The organism is Arthrobacter sp. M4 (assembly GCF_020251205.1).
Taxonomy (GTDB): domain Bacteria; phylum Actinomycetota; class Actinomycetes; order Actinomycetales; family Micrococcaceae; genus Arthrobacter.
The window spans coordinates 564305-580512 of record NZ_JAIWYX010000001.1 but is presented as its reverse complement, the minus strand read 5'-3'; the positions used below and the strand labels follow the sequence as shown (position 1 = coordinate 580512).

At 61.3% G+C, this 16208-nt stretch carries 16 protein-coding genes; 5 read left to right on the top strand and 11 right to left on the bottom strand.

Annotated elements, in window-relative coordinates; genetic code table 11:
* Positions 1-30 precede the first annotated feature (30 nt).
* Genes LD110_RS02660 through LD110_RS02650 form a run of 3 tightly spaced genes read right to left on the bottom strand, consistent with a single transcriptional unit; the run spans position 31 to position 2357 of the window.
* Positions 31-948, bottom strand: a complete 918-nt coding sequence (locus LD110_RS02660; protein ID WP_225496145.1) for an acyl-CoA thioesterase II — start codon at positions 946-948, stop codon at positions 31-33.
* Positions 949-952: 4 nt separating this feature from the next.
* Positions 953-1441, bottom strand: a complete 489-nt coding sequence (locus LD110_RS02655; protein WP_225496144.1) for a cupin domain-containing protein — start codon at positions 1439-1441, stop codon at positions 953-955.
* A gap of 4 nt (positions 1442-1445) precedes the next feature.
* Positions 1446-2357 carry a fumarylacetoacetate hydrolase family protein gene (locus tag LD110_RS02650; protein WP_225496143.1) on the bottom strand — a complete coding sequence of 304 codons (912 nt, stop codon included), beginning with the start codon at positions 2355-2357 and terminating at the stop codon, positions 1446-1448.
* Positions 2358-2492: 135 nt separating this feature from the next.
* Here LD110_RS02650 and LD110_RS02645 point away from each other — a divergent pair, with 135 nt between their 5' ends.
* Positions 2493-2891: a RidA family protein gene (locus LD110_RS02645; protein WP_225496142.1), complete on the top strand. Its 399-nt coding sequence runs from the start codon at positions 2493-2495 to the stop codon at positions 2889-2891.
* 190 nt (positions 2892-3081) lie between these two features.
* Here the strand turns inward: LD110_RS02645 and LD110_RS02640 are convergent, their stop codons facing one another.
* Positions 3082-3522 (bottom strand): thioesterase family protein, encoded by a 441-nt coding sequence (locus tag LD110_RS02640; protein ID WP_225496141.1) that lies wholly within the window; start codon positions 3520-3522, stop codon positions 3082-3084.
* Positions 3523-3711: 189 nt separating this feature from the next.
* Here LD110_RS02640 and LD110_RS02635 point away from each other — a divergent pair, with 189 nt between their 5' ends.
* Both LD110_RS02635 and LD110_RS02630 read left to right on the top strand, forming a co-directional pair.
* A complete protein-coding gene (locus LD110_RS02635; protein WP_225496140.1) occupies positions 3712-3852 on the top strand; it encodes a hypothetical protein in 141 nt (46 codons plus the stop codon).
* A gap of 87 nt (positions 3853-3939) precedes the next feature.
* Positions 3940-4803, top strand: a complete 864-nt coding sequence (locus tag LD110_RS02630; RefSeq protein ID WP_225496139.1) for a PaaX family transcriptional regulator C-terminal domain-containing protein — start codon at positions 3940-3942, stop codon at positions 4801-4803.
* A gap of 68 nt (positions 4804-4871) precedes the next feature.
* On the opposite strand, the gene LD110_RS02625 is transcribed toward LD110_RS02630, so the two are convergent.
* From LD110_RS02625 to LD110_RS02600, 6 genes are all read right to left on the bottom strand, one after another.
* Positions 4872-6548, bottom strand: coding sequence for a thiamine pyrophosphate-binding protein (locus LD110_RS02625; protein WP_225496138.1), 1677 nt, complete (start codon positions 6546-6548; stop codon positions 4872-4874).
* The gene (locus LD110_RS02620) at positions 6545-7321 is read right to left on the bottom strand and encodes a cyclase family protein (RefSeq protein WP_225496137.1); all 777 of its coding nucleotides are present in this window, start codon (positions 7319-7321) and stop codon (positions 6545-6547) included. Before LD110_RS02620 ends, LD110_RS02625 begins: the two co-directional genes overlap by 4 nt.
* A gap of 25 nt (positions 7322-7346) precedes the next feature.
* Entirely contained in the window at positions 7347-8924 is a 1578-nt protein-coding gene (locus LD110_RS02615) for an NAD(P)/FAD-dependent oxidoreductase (RefSeq protein WP_225496136.1), read from the bottom strand.
* A gap of 16 nt (positions 8925-8940) precedes the next feature.
* Positions 8941-10680 carry a flavin reductase gene (locus LD110_RS02610; protein WP_225496135.1) on the bottom strand — a complete coding sequence of 580 codons (1740 nt, stop codon included), beginning with the start codon at positions 10678-10680 and terminating at the stop codon, positions 8941-8943.
* Positions 10681-10728: 48 nt separating this feature from the next.
* Entirely contained in the window at positions 10729-11970 is a 1242-nt protein-coding gene (locus LD110_RS02605) for a styrene monooxygenase/indole monooxygenase family protein (protein WP_225496133.1), read from the bottom strand.
* 146 nt (positions 11971-12116) lie between these two features.
* Positions 12117-12911 carry an SDR family oxidoreductase gene (locus LD110_RS02600; RefSeq protein ID WP_225496131.1) on the bottom strand — a complete coding sequence of 265 codons (795 nt, stop codon included), beginning with the start codon at positions 12909-12911 and terminating at the stop codon, positions 12117-12119.
* Positions 12912-13273: 362 nt separating this feature from the next.
* Between LD110_RS02600 and LD110_RS02595 the strand changes: the two genes are divergently transcribed.
* Positions 13274-14212 carry an AraC family transcriptional regulator gene (locus LD110_RS02595; protein WP_225496129.1) on the top strand — a complete coding sequence of 313 codons (939 nt, stop codon included), beginning with the start codon at positions 13274-13276 and terminating at the stop codon, positions 14210-14212.
* 213 nt (positions 14213-14425) lie between these two features.
* On the top strand, positions 14426-15271 hold the full coding sequence (locus LD110_RS02590) for an alpha/beta fold hydrolase (protein WP_225496127.1): 846 nt from the start codon (positions 14426-14428) through the stop codon (positions 15269-15271).
* 201 nt (positions 15272-15472) lie between these two features.
* On the opposite strand, the gene LD110_RS02585 is transcribed toward LD110_RS02590, so the two are convergent.
* Positions 15473-16186, bottom strand: coding sequence for a TetR/AcrR family transcriptional regulator C-terminal domain-containing protein (locus LD110_RS02585; RefSeq protein WP_225496125.1), 714 nt, complete (start codon positions 16184-16186; stop codon positions 15473-15475).
* Between the last annotated feature and the right edge of the window lie 22 nt (positions 16187-16208).

The following is a 16208-nucleotide window of genomic DNA, read 5'->3' as shown; positions in this document are numbered from 1 at the left end:
CACTCCTTGTTATGTGCTGGGGAAGTCGGTTTAGGATCCGGGGCGGATCATGCCCTCTTGGGCTACGGTGGCGAGCAATCGGCCTTCCTGGTCGAAGAAGTGGCCCAGGGCCAATCCCCTGTTGCTTTGACCGGAGACTGCTTTTTGGGCGTATAGCACCCATTCGTCCGCTCGTCCTTCGCGGTGGAACCACATGGAGTGGTCCAGGCTTGCCGTCGTGAGCCCGGGGGAAGACCAGTGAAGGTCCTGGGCCCGGAGGAGGGGTTCCAGGATGGTGTAGTCGCAGACGTATGCCAGGGCTGCCCGGTGAAGGTTTGCGTTGAGTCGCTGGTCCGCGGTGAGCGGCAGTTTTTCGAAGGCCTTCACCCAGATTGCCTGGTGCGCTTCGCGTCCGCCCTCGACCTCAACGTAGACGGGACCGGGGACGTGACGCATGTCGAAGCTGCGTCCAGTGGACCAGTACTTCGCGGCCGGGCTATCGATATCTGCGAGAACCTCGGCTGCACTGCGGAGGGATTCCGGGTCGAGTTCGGTGGCAGCGGCGTCCCCTGGCGTGACTGGTTGGTAGTCGGCACCATCTTCGGGAACCTGGAAAGAACCCAGTGCCGTGAAGACGGTTTTGCCGTTCTGGTATCCGCGGACGCTTCGGGTGGAGTAGCCACGGCCGTCGCGGAGGTGTTCCACTTCGTACCTGACGGTCGACCCCACATCCACGGGACGCATGAAGTAGCTGTGCATTGAGTGCAGCAACCGGTCGCCGTTGACGGAGCGCATCATCGCCGCCGCTGACTGGGCAACCATGTCTCCGCCGTAGGCCTTGGGCCAGGGAACGTATTGGGTGGTTGCCTCGTACGCTTCGTCATGGACCAGGGCGGGGACTTGGGTCAGTTCCATCGCGCGCAGGAACGTCGCCGAGGTCAGCGTTTGGACGGGGGTTGGGCTGTTCATGGGGTTAGGCCCGCCGGTATCCGGTCAGGGTCTCATCCGCTACATCGTCAAGGTTGACCACAATGTTCTCCGGAGTGCGGGTCGTGAGCCAGACGAGTTCTTCGGTGACGGACATGTTTGCCTCAACGTGGGGCATGAACGGCGGCACAAAAACCCAGTCTCCGGCTTTCATGTCCGTGTATTCAGCGTAGTTTTCGCCATAGTAAATGCGTCCGTGGCCGCGGAGTACGTATCCGCCGGTCTCGGCTTCGCCGTGGTGGTGGGGGAGGGAGCGGTACCCGGGAGTGTTGGACACCTGTCCGAACCAGATCTTGGTGGCAGGGGTGTGCTGGATGGAGACGCCTGATACCCGAACGCAGTCCCCTGACTGCGCTGTATTGGTGTCTTCCTGCCCTGCGCGGGTGACGACGGGAACAACCTTGCCGTCGGGGCCGGCATACCTGGAGTTGTCGCCCTCCGTGCGGTATTGGATGGTTTCGGTCACTTCGGTCATGGTCTTACTCCTTGGTGGTTGTGGTGGCGACGGGGGTGCGCGAGGCGGCCGCGCCGTCGTTCGAATAGATACGGATAGTGTTTTCGAGGCGGCCGATGCCCGGTATTTCCGTGGTCAGCACGTCTCCGTCCTGCAGGAACCGGGCCGGGATCATTCCCATCCCGACTCCTCCCGGCGTGCCCGTCAGCACGAGGTCTCCCGGGCGAAGAATGGTGAACTGCGAAATGTAGGACAGCAGGCGGGCCGGGCCAAAGACCAGGGTGTCCGTGTTCCCCGACTGCACCAGCTCCCCGTTGACATATCCCCGGACCTCAAAGGTCCCGGAAGTGTCCTCGGGTGTGACCAGGACCGGCCCTACCGGAGTGGTCGCGTCAAACGCCTTTCCCTGGAACCACTGCAGTGTGCGGTTTTGCCAGTCCCGCATGGATACGTCGTTGGCCACGGTGTAGCCGGCGATCGCCTCCCGCGCCTGGTCTTCGCCCGCCCGGTAGAGAGGGCCGCCGACGACGACGGCGAGCTCGGCCTCCCAGTCGACCTTTTCGCTGCCGCTGACTTCGATGATGTCGTTGGCGCCGGTCAGGGTGTCCGCGTGCTTGGCAAAGAGCGTCGGGTAATTCGGGAGCTCCCGGCCCATCTCCAGGATGTGGTCCGCGTAATTCAATCCGCCGCAGATGACCTTCCCGGCCTCAGGCAGCAGGGAAGCAAAATCGGCATTCTCCGCCTCGATCATTCCTGCGCCTGCCCGCGATCCGGCGGAAGAGGCCGCCTCGGCAGTTGCTTCGACGATGGATCGCCACGCGGGATCGGCCAGCAGCGCGCCAACGTTCGCATATGGCAGCGGCAGATAGCCGTCGGCACCCACGGCGAGGGCCGCCGTCGTGCCCTTTGCGCCGGTGCGGAGTGTGGCCAGTTTCATCCGTCTGATTCCCTTCCTTTAGATATGTCGACTTTTTTACGGTCGTCACATATGCTCAAGGTAGCACGGCGGAAAGGACCCAAACAAGAGGCCTTTTCGAACGGAGGCCCACAGTCGAATTCACGAGGAGCATCAATGAGCAAGAAGACAATCAATCCCGAGTCGCTGCCCAAGCCGTCCGGTTACGCCCACGGCATTCTTGCGGGCGACGCTGTGTACCTGGGTGGCCAAACTGCGCTGAACCGCGACATGGAGATCGTCCCCGGCGGCATTGTGGAGCAGTTCAGGCAGGCATTTTCGAACGTCCTGACAACCCTGAGGGAGGCCGGGGGCCAGCCGGAGGATTTGGTGAGCGTCACCATCTACCTGACCGATGTGGACGACTACATCGCCAACGGCAAGGAGATCGGGCGGATCTGGCGTGAAATGGCCGGGTCCGAATATCCGGCGATGGCCGGGATCGGCGTCACCCGCCTCTGGCAGAAGGAAGCCCTGATCGAAATCCAGGGAATCGCGGTGATCCAGGACCGTTAAAGCGGGCCGCTAAGAACGTCCGCGGGTGCAAAGAAGCGATCGACGGCGGACGGTCCAACAGGCGGGCCAGTAAACCCCCGGTGACGGTGCCGGCTCTGGATGAGCGGGCGATGTCGCCGGGGGTTTTCCGTTGATTTATGTCCTCATTGACGGGCGGGTCGTCATGCCCGCCGGTGGTCCGTGGATGGTCCTATATCCCAGTGCCTTCCGTGGACGTCACGGCGTCCACGACTGCCGCGGGCCAGGGCTGCGCCTTTGCCGAGCCTGGTGGCACATGGGCGACTGTCACTGTCCCAAAGGCGGCCAGGCCGCCATCCTGGCCGTCATGTGGATGCCCGTGAATCTCGAAGGCGTATGTCATGGACGTCCTGCCCAGTTTGGAAATGCCCACGGTGGCGGTGATCTGTTGCCCGAACCACAGCTTCTTCTTGAAGTGGATCTCCTGGTGGATCCTGGGAACGCTGGGGAAATAGTCCGGCAGCTTGAGGGTGCGCAGGAACAATTCGGCCTCCGCGGACTCCACCCAACGGATGATGGCCGAGTTGTGCTGATGGCCTGATGCGTCCGTATCCACCCATTCCACGGTGCGATGGACACTGGCGCGGGGGTTCGTTCGGGACATGCGGTCCATGGCAGGCTCCTCTCAATGCCGAACGTTCAAAACATATCAGATTACTGACGCTCGCAAGCGATGCCACATAAAAGCATATCGTGTTGTCTTTACGAACGTCATAAAGTCGCTATAAAATGGTTGAAGGCTGCATGCGTGGGGGACATATTCCTTGATCCGTCCTGCATGCTCTTCATTGAGGAGACAAAGATGTCTGCCGCACGCTCGGAAGAAATCAAGCAGGATTCGCAGGAGCTGTCCATCAAGGCCCTGCTCGACGAAGAGTTCAAGTCCGTCTTCGGAGGTTCGATTCCCGTTACGGTTCCCTGGGCTGGACTTATTTTCGTCTAGCCTCTGTCCCGGCAGCGCTGGCGGTGCCTTGTTGCGCGGTAGCCTAGGACTGTAAATCGAAACGTAAGCTAAATGAGGTAGTGCTGAATGGCCAAGGCCGATGCCGTCCCTGACGTTGTTCCGACGCCACGCCATCAACACCTGATTGTCACCGTGTATGGCTTGTACGCCCGCAACCACGATGGAACATTTGCCGTTGCCGACTTGATCCAGCTGTTGGGCGATCTGGGCGTTGAATCCGCTGGCGTGAGATCCTCCGTCTCGAGGTTGAAAAAACGTGGGGTCCTCGTCAGCCTGAAACGCGGCGGTTCCGCAGCGTACAAGCTGTCACCTGAACTTGAGGACGTCTTTTCCGCCGGCGACGAGCGGATTTTCGCTCCCCGGCGGGCCCAAAAAGGCGACCAGTGGCTCCTGGCCTCCTTCTCTGTCCCGGAGGCTCAAAGGCACCTGAGGCATAAGCTGCGGACCATCCTGACCCGCGTCGGCTGCGGGCAGGTTTCCCCGGGATTGTGGATTGCTCCGGGCAATTTGGCGCACGAGGTTCAGCAGCAGCTTGAACGCGCCGGGCTGATGGACTATGTGGACCTTTTCAAGGCAACCCACCTCACGGAGGACCAGATCCACGACAAAGTGGGCCAATGGTGGGACCTGCCTTCGTTGGAGGCCCTTTATACGGACTTCCTGGACCGGCACCAACCAGTTCTGCAGCGGTGGGAGACGCTTGAAAAGGAGGCCTCCGAATCGCCAGAGCTGCTTAAGCAGGCCTTTGCCGACTATGTACCCATGGTGACGCAATGGCGAAGGCTGCCTTACATGGACCCCGGTCTCCCTGAAGAGTATCTGCCTGGCAACTGGCACGGTGTGGCCGCTCAGGAACTCTTCACAAAACTGCACGCGCTGCTCGGCCCAAAGGCCCTGCGCTACGCAAAGTCAGTCATCGAAGCAAGCTAAACCGCAGCGGCGTAGGGCGGGGCACAGGCCCCGCCCTACTCTGCTATTTCGCTCACCAACGGTGAAGATCAGTGTCCCTGGAAAGCTTCCGCAAGCCACCAGGAGCCGGCATCGGAGGCGATCTTCGCATCGATCACCAGCGGCCGGTCCTGTCGACCGTCACGGTAGACGGAAACCCAGTCCCGCACATGCTGCAGGTCCTCAAGCGTCCGCACAGTGACGCCGTCGGCCCCGTATCCCCGGGCAATGGCCGCAATGTCGGTTTCCGGGAACTGCACGCTTTCCAGGTCCTCAGGACCATGGTGTTCGGCAAAATGGTGGACTTCCGCGCCATAAGCGGCGTCGTTGTAGACGATGCAGACCAGTGGCAGTTTGAGCCGGACGGCTGTCTCCAGTTCATTGATGCCCATGAGGAACCCGCCATCGCCTGCACCTAGCACCGGAAGCCGCTCGGGCCGCGCCACCGCGGCCCCAACTGCGGTGTAGAGGCCCAGGCCAATGGCCTGGAAGGCCTGCGTGAAACAGAAGCCGAACTCGTCCGGCCCCGCCAGGTACTGGCTGGGATAACCCATGAAGTTGCCGGAGTCGACGGCCACGATCCTTTCCGAGGGAAGGATCGAATCCAGTTCCTTGCTGATGACCCGCGGATCTATGGACGTCGCCGTGGAGAGGTCCGGTGTTTCCACGTCCCGCCAGCGGGAGCCCTGCTTGATGGCGAGGGCGTTTTGCTCGGTCCGGTACTTTTCGGCCGGGTCAGGCTGGACCCTTAGCAAGGCATTCAACGCGTCGTCGGCAGTGAGTGCGGAATCTCCCAGCACTCCCAGGGCTATGGGCCGATTGGCGCCCAGCGAGGCGTCCTCGACGTCGACCTGGACCACTTTTGTGCCAGGAGAGATCAGCCGGCCGTGGCGCATGGTCCACATGTTCAGCGTGCATCCCCAGCCAACGATCAGGTCTGCTCCGCTGATGAGTTCCGCGGTCAGCGGCGAGGAGAAACCTCCGGAGATGCCGAGATTGTGGGTATCACCGTTAAATAGGCCGCTTGCTACGGCCGAGGTGGCAACGAGCGCTCCTGCATGCCGGGCCAGCGCCAGGATGTTGTCCCGGGCGCCCCTACCGCCTCGTCCAGCCACAAACACGGGGCGCCGGGCCTGGGAAATGAGGGCGACAAGCTCCTCGACCGACCCGGAATCAGGCCGGATCCTGGCGGGCTCCTGGACCTCAATGGCCTCGACCAGGTCCGCTGCCAGAGCGCCCTGGACATCGAGCGGCAGACTGAGGACCACTGTTCGGCGTTCATTCACTGCAGTACGGAACGCCCTGACGGTATCCGTGATGGCAGTTTCCGGCGAATGGATCCGTTCGGCAACCGCCCCCACACTACGCACGAGCGCATCCTGGTCGATCTTGAAATTGGACCGGACGGCTGCGCCCTGGGTGTCCGCCGTCAGTACGATCAGTGGCGTGCGGCTTTTGGCGGCTTCTCCGATGCCGGTAATCGCATTGCTCAGCCCGCAGCCTTGGTGTGTTGTCACCACGCCCACCTTGCCTGACATCCTGGAGTAGGCATCGGCCATGGTCGCCGCGCCCCCCTCATGCCTGGCTGCGGTGTAGGGAACATGTTCCTTGATGAGGGCATTGGTTACGTCAAAATTGCCGCTGCCGACGACGCCGAAAACGTGGCCAACGCCAAGCTTCGCCAAAGTCCGTCCAACCAGGGCGGATACCTGCACTTTCTCGCTCATAAACCCTCCACAAAGGCAAAGACGCGGGTGGGGCTACCGGTGCCACCAACGATGGGCAAGGGTGCGACTACCAGCGTCGCTCCTGTAGCGGGAAGCAGTTCGACGTTGCGCAGCGACGTGAGCCCGTATTTGTCCGCACCGAGAAGAAACGAATGGACAGGAAACATCGGGTCCATATTTGCGGCCTGACCGGCGTCGACGCCGACGGTTTCTACGCCGAACCCGCTGATCCTGTCATTATCGGCGATCCACTTGGCGGCAGCGACGGATACACCAGGGGTATGTGGTCCGTTTTCGTCGGCATTGATGAATTCACCAGCGTTGCCGCCGCGGCTGGACCAGCCCGTCTTGAAGATCACCCAGCAGTTTTCGGGTAGTTGCCCGTGGTCCCTTTGCCATTGTTCGAAGTGCTCCGGCTCCAGCAGGAAGTCGGGGTTTTCGGCGGCCTCCGCGCTCTTGTCGATGACGACGATCGGTCCGACGAGGCGCGCCGGCTCGATTTGGTCGACGGATTTTCCATCCCGCCCGGTAATCCAGTGAACCGGAGCGTCCAAATGGGTGCCCGCGTGTTCGCCTACCGTGACATCGTTCCAGGCCCAGGCGGGGCCCGCGTCGTCGAAATTGCTCACCGGCGTCAGCGAGAGCCCCACCGTATTGGCCAGCGGCTGTGGCAGGTTCAGGATCGGCGTATCGCCGCTGAGGGGAGTGGTGAGGTCGATGACTTCTATTGACCCGGCTGACAGGGCTGCGATGAGCCCGTTTAGAACAGACATTGTTCTCCTGTCGGTTGATGAGGGGTTATTTCAGCTTTTGGGCCACCAAGTGCCCTGATCCGCCGGAAAGCCCGGGACCGGGATGGGTGGACGCGCCGATGTGCCACAGTCCCTTGATCGGTGTTTTGTGGTTTGCGGCCTGCGGGAAGGGACGCCAGAGGAGGTTTTGGAAGAGTTCCGCGGAGCCGCCGTATGGGTCGCCTCTGACGGCATTGGGATTCTCCGCGGCCAGATCGGTCGGCGCCAGGATGTCGCAGGCCAACACCGAAGCCCGCGTGCCCGGAGCAAACTGCTCAAGCCTGGCCAGGACACGCTCCATGTACTGCTCTTTTAGCTCGCGGGTCCAACCGCCCGCAACGTTCAGCACTCCTGCGGCGTCGCCCACCGGCGCGAACGGCACCTCCTGCAGCTGCAGCCACAGCGTGGCTTTGCCCACAGGGGCCCGGGACGGATCAAGGGCACACTGCTGACCGACGACGACGGTGGGTTCTGTTGGCAGTAACCTTGCCTCGGCCTGGGCGCAGGCGATCGCGGTGCTGTTGGAGCCGTTGCTGAGGTGAATCAGCGGCACCGTATCGAGTCGTGAATCCAGCCATTTGACGGGTTTGCTGAGGGCAAGATGGATCTGCATCGCTCCGCGGCCGTTCTGGTATCTGGCAGCCGCCTCTGCCGCCGCGGGGGGCGGTTGGCGCAGCAACCTTGAGTAAAGGGCCTGGGGAGAGACATTGGCAAGGACGGTCTCCGCCCGCACCAGGCTGTGCGAAGTCTTTACGCCGGATACTCCCTTGGCGTCGACGAGTATCTCTTCGGCCTCGGTGTCCAGCAGGATTCGCACCCCTTTGTCCCGTAGAAGCGACTCGAATGCAGCCACGAAGTTGGATGCTCCGCCCTTTACTACCGGAAGCCCATGAACGTGCATGCTGAGCGCCATGACCGGCAACATGACACCTCCGGTGGACTGATCGGGGCCAAGACCGGCATGAAGCAGCCAGGGGGACCAGAGCTGGTCGGTTTCCCAGCCGTTGAATCGAGTCCTGAGGTAGTTGCGGCCGCTCATGACGGAGTCCCGTATGAAAGCCTCAGTCCCTTTGAATCTTCCTTGCTTCAAGGCTCCGAAGGCGATCTTCACGACTTCCCTAAGAGATCTCAGCTCGGCGCCGAAGGCCCCGAAAATGGTGCCTGCATTCTTCCCCAGATCGCCCAGCATCGCCATGTAGGCGTCGTCGTCGCCGCGTGTTTGCAGAGCGGAGGCCGTTAGCGCGGGATCGCGGTGGGCCATGACCACCCGCGGAGTTCCCGTGACGGGATCGGCGGCAACACTGGCGGTTACCGCGCCCTCGGTATTGCAATACTCCAGTCCGCGGGCATGAAGTTCATCCTTCAATGCTTCGTAGGCTCCTCCGGAAATGAACAGGGGGTGCCAGGAGGAAAACGTGTCGTGGATGAAGCCGGGCAGGGTCCGTTCCGCCGATTCGATGAATCCGCCAAGGCGTTCCCTGCGTTCGATGAGGCAGACACGCTTCCCTGCGAGAGCCAATTCCGCGGCCGCCACCAAGGAGTTGATTCCCGAACCAATGATGGCGATGTCAGTGGAATCGTCCATTGGGTGCTCCGTTCCCTTAGAAGTCCGGGTGGTTGGCGGTGGCGTGGTACTTGCCACTGTGGAAGACCAGGGGAGCGCCTCCGGAATTCTCGTATTTCTCGACTTCGCCCACGTAGATGACATGGTCGCCGGCGTCGTGCCGGTCTACCGTGCGGCACTGGAACGTGGCTACGGCTCCGTCCAGCAGCGGAATGCCGGCAATTCCCTCCGATGTTTCCGCGCCGGCAAATTTGTCGATGGATGGTGTGGCGAACTGCCGTGACAACACGTGCTGGTCGCTGGCGAGGATGTTGATGGCGAAATGGGTGGACTCTTCGAAATCCGCAAGGCTGGGCGCCTTCTTGCTGGGACACCACAGGACCAGAGGGGGTTCCATGGAAACGGAGGTAAAGGAATTGGCAGTCATGCCCACCTTTCGACCGTCAGCACCGAGGGTAGTAACCACTGTGACACCGGTGGCGAATTGTCCGAGGGCACTCCTGAAATCCCTGAGGTCGAAGAGCGCTGAGTCTTCTTCCTTCCGGGCCTGGACAAACTCGTCAGCGGCCGTCGGATCGAACCACCAGGGGTAGAAAGTGCGGGGATCATCGAAGCCTTCAGCGATACTGGAAGCCATTGCCGGATGCGTCCCGGCCTCGGCCAGCAGTAAGCGCTGGTGGTCCCTTCGGGGCTTGAGCATGTCGTTGGTCCATGCGACGGACCACTGTCCCCAGCCTCGCCAATACTCGTCGAAGGTCCGTTCCATCCACTCCCGGTCGAAAGACTGCTGCCCCCTGCGGAGGATGGAGTCCAGGTAGTAGCGGGCGGCCAGAGTGGCGTTGTTTGATCCCTGTCCGGTGAGTGGATCGTTGAGGAGGACGGCGTCTCCCAGGCCGAACACCACTTTGCCGTTCCCGAGTTCGCCAACTGCCGAGCGAACCGTAGGGGTGATCCGCCCCAGGAGCGTTGCTCGCTCATCGCTAAGGCGTGCTTCCGCAAAGTTCTTCGCCTCATGGGGGAAGAACTGGTCCAGGATTTCCAGCGAGCGGCTGAGCTGTTCCTCAGGGGTGTGGACATCAGTCCACCTGTCCATCGGGCCACCGACTACGCCTTCAAAGACCATCATCTGGCACGGCCCGGAGACGGTCAGTCCTGGGAAGGTAAAGAACTCACCGACGCCGGGCGCGACGGACATGCGAATACTGTCAGCGCGTTGACCGTCTTCGGCGGAACCTATGGTGACGTAATTCAGGGCAAGGACCCTTTGCGGCCGGTCGAAGGGCGACTTCGATTTGTCCTTGGGGAAAATCTGGCCAATTTCCCCCTTCCCGGTGCTGACGATGACGAGCTCATAGTCGCGGGACAGTTCTTCCAACATTCGAGGGGTAACCTTCTCTATTCGGAAGTCGCCTCCGGACGCCACAAAGGTCTCGATCCAGGCTGCACTTTTGATCCGCTGGTCGATCGAGCGGGCCGTCCCCTGCAAAGGGGCTTCCCATTCGATGGTGTCCGCTGCCGAACCGCCCTCGACGTGCAGGCTCAGTGTGTTGATCCCGGGAACCGTTCCGTCATCATACAAAGCCGCTAGCGCAGGACTCAGTTGGGATTCCGCGGCGAGGGCCGTCGAAAACATGCATTGGCTGGACATGACCTTACCCGTGCGGATTTGCGCTGCTGAGCGGTCGGAGAACAGGGTGATCGCATAGCCCTCGCGTTGCAGGCCCAGGGCCAGTTGTGCGCCGGATTCACCGGCACCGATAATTGCGATCTTTCGCATCGTAGGCTTCCTTCGTGGCAGATATGGGAACGATGAAGAGGGGGGAAGTCAGGGCGTTGCCACCGAGTTAAGGCTGTCCAAATAAGCCGAGGCTTTGTCCGGATACATGAACCATTCCTGGAAGTCCGGCGGGTTGTTGAAGCCGTTGGCGAAGCGGCTGGCGATTTCGGGTGACTGCCCGGCAGCACCAAGCAGCTGCAGTACGTGCGGCGGCGGGGGAGCCAGAAGGGCGTTCGTCCACTGCGCGACGTGCTGGGCGTAGTTCCAGTATTTTTCGAAGGTTGCGTGCATAAAGTCCGCATCAAAGTCCACTTCTTCGTGCTCCTTGATGCTCTGCAGGTACGAGGCCGCGCATTTGCTGGCGTTGTTGGAGCCCTGACCGGTGATGGGATCGTTCAGGACGACGACGTCGGCAAGGCCCAGAACCTGCCTTCCGCTCGGCAGAGTCGCAATGGGGTGGCGGACCGTGGGAGCGAACCTGCCCTGCAGGAAACCATTGGGGTCGGTCAGTTCAACGTCAACTGCCCGCTCAGCTTCCCACGGCAGGAATGTCTTAAGGATGTTCTTGGACGTCTCCAGATGTTCCTCGGCCGACAGGCCTTTCCAGCAGTCCATGGGACCGCCGGGAACCCCTTCAAAAACCATGATTTCGCAGGGGCCTGTCTTGGTCAGGGCGGGGAAAGCAAAGTATTCGCCAACTCCCGGGATCAGGTTGAAAGAGACCGCGGAGAACTCAGGCCTCGGTTCCAGCCCGTTGACGTAGGTCAGGGCTAGGGCACGTTGCGGAGCATCGTAGAAGCTACGCGCGGCGTCGCGGGTGAAAAGCTGGGCAATCTCGCCCTTACCGGCAGCTACGATCACCAAGTCGGAGTCAAGGGTGTACCGTTCGAGTTCCTCAACTCCGGCATCTTCAAAGATGAGCTCGCCTCCGCGAGACACAAATTCTTCCATGAACCTGGGAAATTTGACCCGCTGGTCAATGGATTTGGCCGGGTTGTCCAACCGGGAGGCCCAGTTAATGGCCTTCTGACCGGACACGTCCGGATGAGGGACGGTGAAAGAGATCCCGTCGACTGTGGGTGCTTCAGGCCAGAAATCCAGTCCAAGGCTCCTTTCGTTTTCCAGTGCGTCATGGAAGATGCACTGGCTGGACGAAACTTTGCCTTCGTAGATTTCTTCTGCGGTGCGGTTGGAGATCGTGGTGACGTGGTATCCCGCATCCAGTAGTCCGATGCCCAGCTGCAGCCCTGACTGGCCGGCTCCGACAATGGTGATGTGGCGTTGTGTCATGTTGTTGCCCTTTTCTTTTTGCTGTCTCGGCATCCGTGGATGAATTGTGGGGAGGCTATAAGGGACGGCCTGGGAGCCGGTGTGGGATGGGTTCTTTCGCATCCCAAGAGGCCCATGGGCACCAGCTGTACGTCTTTCACTTGTCGTCACCTCGTTTCGGCGGCAAGCAGTGGGATGGCTTCCTCAGCGCGCTCAGGGCCCAAGGCGGAATATCCGCCGTCGACTGCCCAGTCAGCGCCGGTCACGAAGCTGGCCCGGTCGCTGGCGAGGAACGCGACGACGTCTCCGATCTCCTGGGGCCGGCCCACTCTTTTGAGGACATGGAAGGGGGCGGCCACCGCATCCGTTTTGTCGATGTTGCCCTGGGTCAGGGAGTCCATGATGTTGCTCCACACCCATCCCGGGCTGATCGAGTTGACGCGTATGCCATCCTCGGCGAAATCCACAGCCATGCTCCGCGTGACCTGGACTAGTGCCGCTTTGCTTGCGGGATAAACCCAACGCCCCGTCTGGGCAACAGAACTCGAAATTGATGTGAAGTTGATGATGGTTCCGTGGCCGGAAGCCTTGAGCCAGGGCCTGGCAGCATTGCTTGCCATGACCGTGCTGACCAGATTGACGTTCAGCGCCTCCAGCCATTCATTTCGATCCGATCCGGCCCCATTGTCCCTGTAGCTGCACGCAAGATTGACAAGGATATCGATGCCTCCGTGCGACGCTGCGGTCTCATCCATCAACCGGGACACGGCAGCATCATCTGTGATGTCCGTGTTCGAAAAGCTGACGCCGTTGCCGTGAGCGTTGATGTGGGCGCCTCCATCAGCGTCGATGTCCGCAACCACAACGACGGCGCCAGCCTCACGGAGTGCAGAGACAACGCCCTGGCCAATTTTGGTTACGCCGCCCGTGACGATTGCAGTCCTGCCTGTGAGTCCTGACATGGTCAAACCTTTCCTGGTGAATCTGTGGGATCAAGGGTGCTTCTTGTGCGCGACGTCTGTCGCGCCCCCCGGAGTGCTACTTGGCTGCGGGCCTTGGTGCGGGCTTCGGGTGGGTCCGTTCCCATTCCATGCGGCGCTCGTGTACCAGCTTGACGTTCTTCACCTTGGCTCACCTCCCTGGGGACTTCGTTGTTGCCTATCTATGACCTGCGTCATACTTGTTCTAGAAGTGACTCTATTCACACCCTGAAAACCGGTATATCCAGTTGGCGCAGGGCACATCCAAAAAACGCAAACGAGGAAGTCAGGTGCGCGAGATGGTCCGGATTCTCCCGCGTGACGTCCTAAGGGGCCTCCCAACCGTGGCTACCACGGATGTAGACGACGCCCATCAAAAGATCGCTGAACTGTTCTGCCGGCACGATCTTCTTCCGCAGTCGCGGGGAGTCTCCGTCGACATGAAGCTGAGATCACTGCATCGCGGCGACGTCGGGATCGAGTACCTTGATTACGGTTCGGATGTTCGCATCAATCCGGAGGGCCTGGAGAGCTTCCACCTTGTCCAGATCCCCCTCGCCGGCCATGCGCGGATGATCGTGGGCTCTGAGACAGTTGAGTCCACCCCTAGGATGGCGACCGTTCCGCCGATCGACCGCCCGTTCTCAATGTCCTGGGACCATGGAACGCCGCATTTGATTGTCTATGTGAAGCGGCCCGCTCTCGCCGCCGTAGCCGAGCAACTCTATGGCGACACCCCGCGGGACGGGGTGCAGCTTGGCCATGCGATGGACCTTTCGGGGCCTCCGGGCCGGGCCTTCCTGAGGGCCGTCGTCGAACTTCACGATGACATGATCAGCCAGGCGTCAAACGCCGCTCCCGTTTTTATCCAGAAGCTTCTGGTGGACACCATGCTGTCGCGATTGCTTATGGCAATGGAACAGACACCCGCGGCGGACCATGACGGCAATCCAGATTCCGAAAGTCGGCTGATCCGTAGATTCCTGGATGTCCTGGAACGCCACGCCACGGAGGAGCTTGCGGTCCCGGATATAGCCGAGAATTTGGGAGTTTCAGTGCGCACGCTTCAAACGGCCCTGCGTTCTGAACTCGGTGCCACTCCATCAGAACTTTTGAAGCGGGTCCGACTTGATCGGGCCCGTGAAATGCTTCTTGCAGCGGAGCCTGGCCAGGAAACCATAGTCTCGATCGCCGAACGCTGCGGCTTTTCTCATCAGGGCCGCTTCTCAGCCCTTTATCTCGATACCTTCGGCGAACTGCCGTCTGAGAGCCTTCGGCGGTAGCTCGCAGGACGCAGTCGGTCTCATCCCATTTGCGGAGTCGCGAGCGCCGATGTCCTCAGTCTCGCGAACGATCGCTTTCCGAGAGCGCCCCGGCACGTCTCAGACCGCTATTCGGGTCAGTAGTCGCGAACGATTCCAAGCGCTGGCCGATGTCCCGTGCGGAGTGTCAGGATTGAAGACACCACGCATGCGTAAGCCAGAGGAGGCTCGTGGATGACTGACGAAACAAGGGTCGCACCCGAAATCGGGTATGCGTCAGTCAACGGGCTCCAGATGTATTACGAGTTGCATGGCGACAACGGCGACGGCAGCACCCCGCTGTTGCTCTTACACGGGGGACTCTTTGACATCGAGTTGCAGTTCGGCGCGCTGATCCCCAGCCTGTCGGCAGGGCGCCGAGTGATCGCCGCGGACTTCCAAGGGCATGGACGCACCAATGACACGGACCGGCCGCTGGGCACTCCCGACCTGGCGTCCGATGTCATCGGGCTTCTCGATCACCTCGGTGTCGACCGCGTCGACGTGTTCGGGTTCAGCATCGGGGGTGCGGTCGCGCTAGACCTCGCGATCAATCACCCGGAACTCGTTCGCAAGCTGATCGTATCGTCGGTGTCGTTCCGGCCTGAGGGCGACCGCGGCGGCAACGTTGAGGCGGTCGCTGAGATGACGGTGGACATGATCTCGGGAACACCGATGGAGGAACGCTACCTCGCTGTGTCGCCGCATCCCGATCGCGAGCACCTGCAGGGCCTGCTCGACAAGCTCGCGCGCTACGGCGCGGGAGAAATCGGATGGAGCGACGAGAAGATCCGAGGAATCGCCGCCCCGACGCTTATCACGGTCGGTGACTGTGACATGGTCAGGCTTGATCACGCGGTGAAGTTCCTCCAACTGCGCGGGGGAGACGTAAACGGCGATTTCGAGGGCGTGCCCGCGTCGCAGCTCGCGGTGTTCCCCGGCACGACGCATTTTTTCGGGCTCGCGCGGACCGACCTTGTGCGCGACGTCGTGATCACGTTCCTCGATACACCCTCTCCCACCGCCTCGACCGATCAGTGAGGGTGCACCAATGAACCATCGCGTAGTCGCTTGAGCGCACCGATCGTCCAACGGGAGGCGCCACGATCCAGGTCCTCGGCGTTGCGCGATGCTAATCGGCAGCAAATGGTGCTGCTGAAGAACCGGCCAGAGGATCGGGTAGAACACCACCTACGGCGTTTCCCGCCAGTTCCGCGCGAACTCGATCTCCGCCGGTTGGGCTCAGCCGCCTGAGGTCCAGTTCCGCTCGTGGAGTCGTTCAAAGCCGTCAAGGAGCAGGTCGAGCGCGAATTCAAACTCGAACTGGTCGTCGCAGCCGTGCCCGACCACGGATTCATCGTCATGTGCTGCCGCCATGGCGATCTGAAAGAGATTCGGATAGTTCTGTGCCATGTGGCGGGCCATGGCGACCCGCGCTTCGGACGTTACCGTTGGCTGATCGTTGCCGTTCTGGCGCGCCGAGTCGTCGAACACCTCCTGCGTGAATCCCCACATGCGGCTGCCTAGGGCATGCATGACGTGGTGGGTGAGGTCGACGGAGAATCCGCCCGCCAGGAACATGCCCACGAACGTTTCCATGTATTCCAGTACGGCCGGAGTCGTGCTGGTGCGGGTCTCTATCACCGCGCGGGCCCAGGGATGGCGCAGGAGTGCCTGCCTGGCCGAGAGAACTCTTAGCCGGACCGCCATCTTCCAGTGGGCATCGGTAACGGGAGGGTCGATCTCGCCCACGATGGTGTCCACCATGCCGTCCAGGAGTTCTTCTTTGTTAGCGACGTGCTTGTAGAGCGCCATCGGGACAACGCCCAGTTCCTGTGCGAGCCGGCGCATGCTCAGTGACTCGATGCCGACCTGGTCTGCAAGCGCGACGGCGGCCAGCAGCACGCGGTCCCGGTTCAGCGGCATGCGCCGGGTTGCCTCTACTTGCTGGGTCATCTGTCGCCTCCCTAAGTCGTCG

Coding starts and splice junctions, on each gene's coding strand:
- LD110_RS02660 (WP_225496145.1), bottom strand. CDS start 948: ATGAACAGCCCAACCCCCGTCCAAACGCTGACCTCGGCGACGTTCCTG.
- LD110_RS02655 (WP_225496144.1), bottom strand. CDS start 1,441: ATGACCGAAGTGACCGAAACCATCCAATACCGCACGGAGGGCGACAAC.
- LD110_RS02650 (WP_225496143.1), bottom strand. CDS start 2,357: ATGAAACTGGCCACACTCCGCACCGGCGCAAAGGGCACGACGGCGGCC.
- LD110_RS02645 (WP_225496142.1), top strand. CDS start 2,493: ATGAGCAAGAAGACAATCAATCCCGAGTCGCTGCCCAAGCCGTCCGGT.
- LD110_RS02640 (WP_225496141.1), bottom strand. CDS start 3,522: ATGGACCGCATGTCCCGAACGAACCCCCGCGCCAGTGTCCATCGCACC.
- LD110_RS02635 (WP_225496140.1), top strand. CDS start 3,712: ATGTCTGCCGCACGCTCGGAAGAAATCAAGCAGGATTCGCAGGAGCTG.
- LD110_RS02630 (WP_225496139.1), top strand. CDS start 3,940: ATGGCCAAGGCCGATGCCGTCCCTGACGTTGTTCCGACGCCACGCCAT.
- LD110_RS02625 (WP_225496138.1), bottom strand. CDS start 6,548: ATGAGCGAGAAAGTGCAGGTATCCGCCCTGGTTGGACGGACTTTGGCG.
- LD110_RS02620 (WP_225496137.1), bottom strand. CDS start 7,321: ATGTCTGTTCTAAACGGGCTCATCGCAGCCCTGTCAGCCGGGTCAATA.
- LD110_RS02615 (WP_225496136.1), bottom strand. CDS start 8,924: ATGGACGATTCCACTGACATCGCCATCATTGGTTCGGGAATCAACTCC.
- LD110_RS02610 (WP_225496135.1), bottom strand. CDS start 10,680: ATGCGAAAGATCGCAATTATCGGTGCCGGTGAATCCGGCGCACAACTG.
- LD110_RS02605 (WP_225496133.1), bottom strand. CDS start 11,970: ATGACACAACGCCACATCACCATTGTCGGAGCCGGCCAGTCAGGGCTG.
- LD110_RS02600 (WP_225496131.1), bottom strand. CDS start 12,911: ATGTCAGGACTCACAGGCAGGACTGCAATCGTCACGGGCGGCGTAACC.
- LD110_RS02590 (WP_225496127.1), top strand. CDS start 14,426: ATGACTGACGAAACAAGGGTCGCACCCGAAATCGGGTATGCGTCAGTC.
- LD110_RS02585 (WP_225496125.1), bottom strand. CDS start 16,186: ATGACCCAGCAAGTAGAGGCAACCCGGCGCATGCCGCTGAACCGGGAC.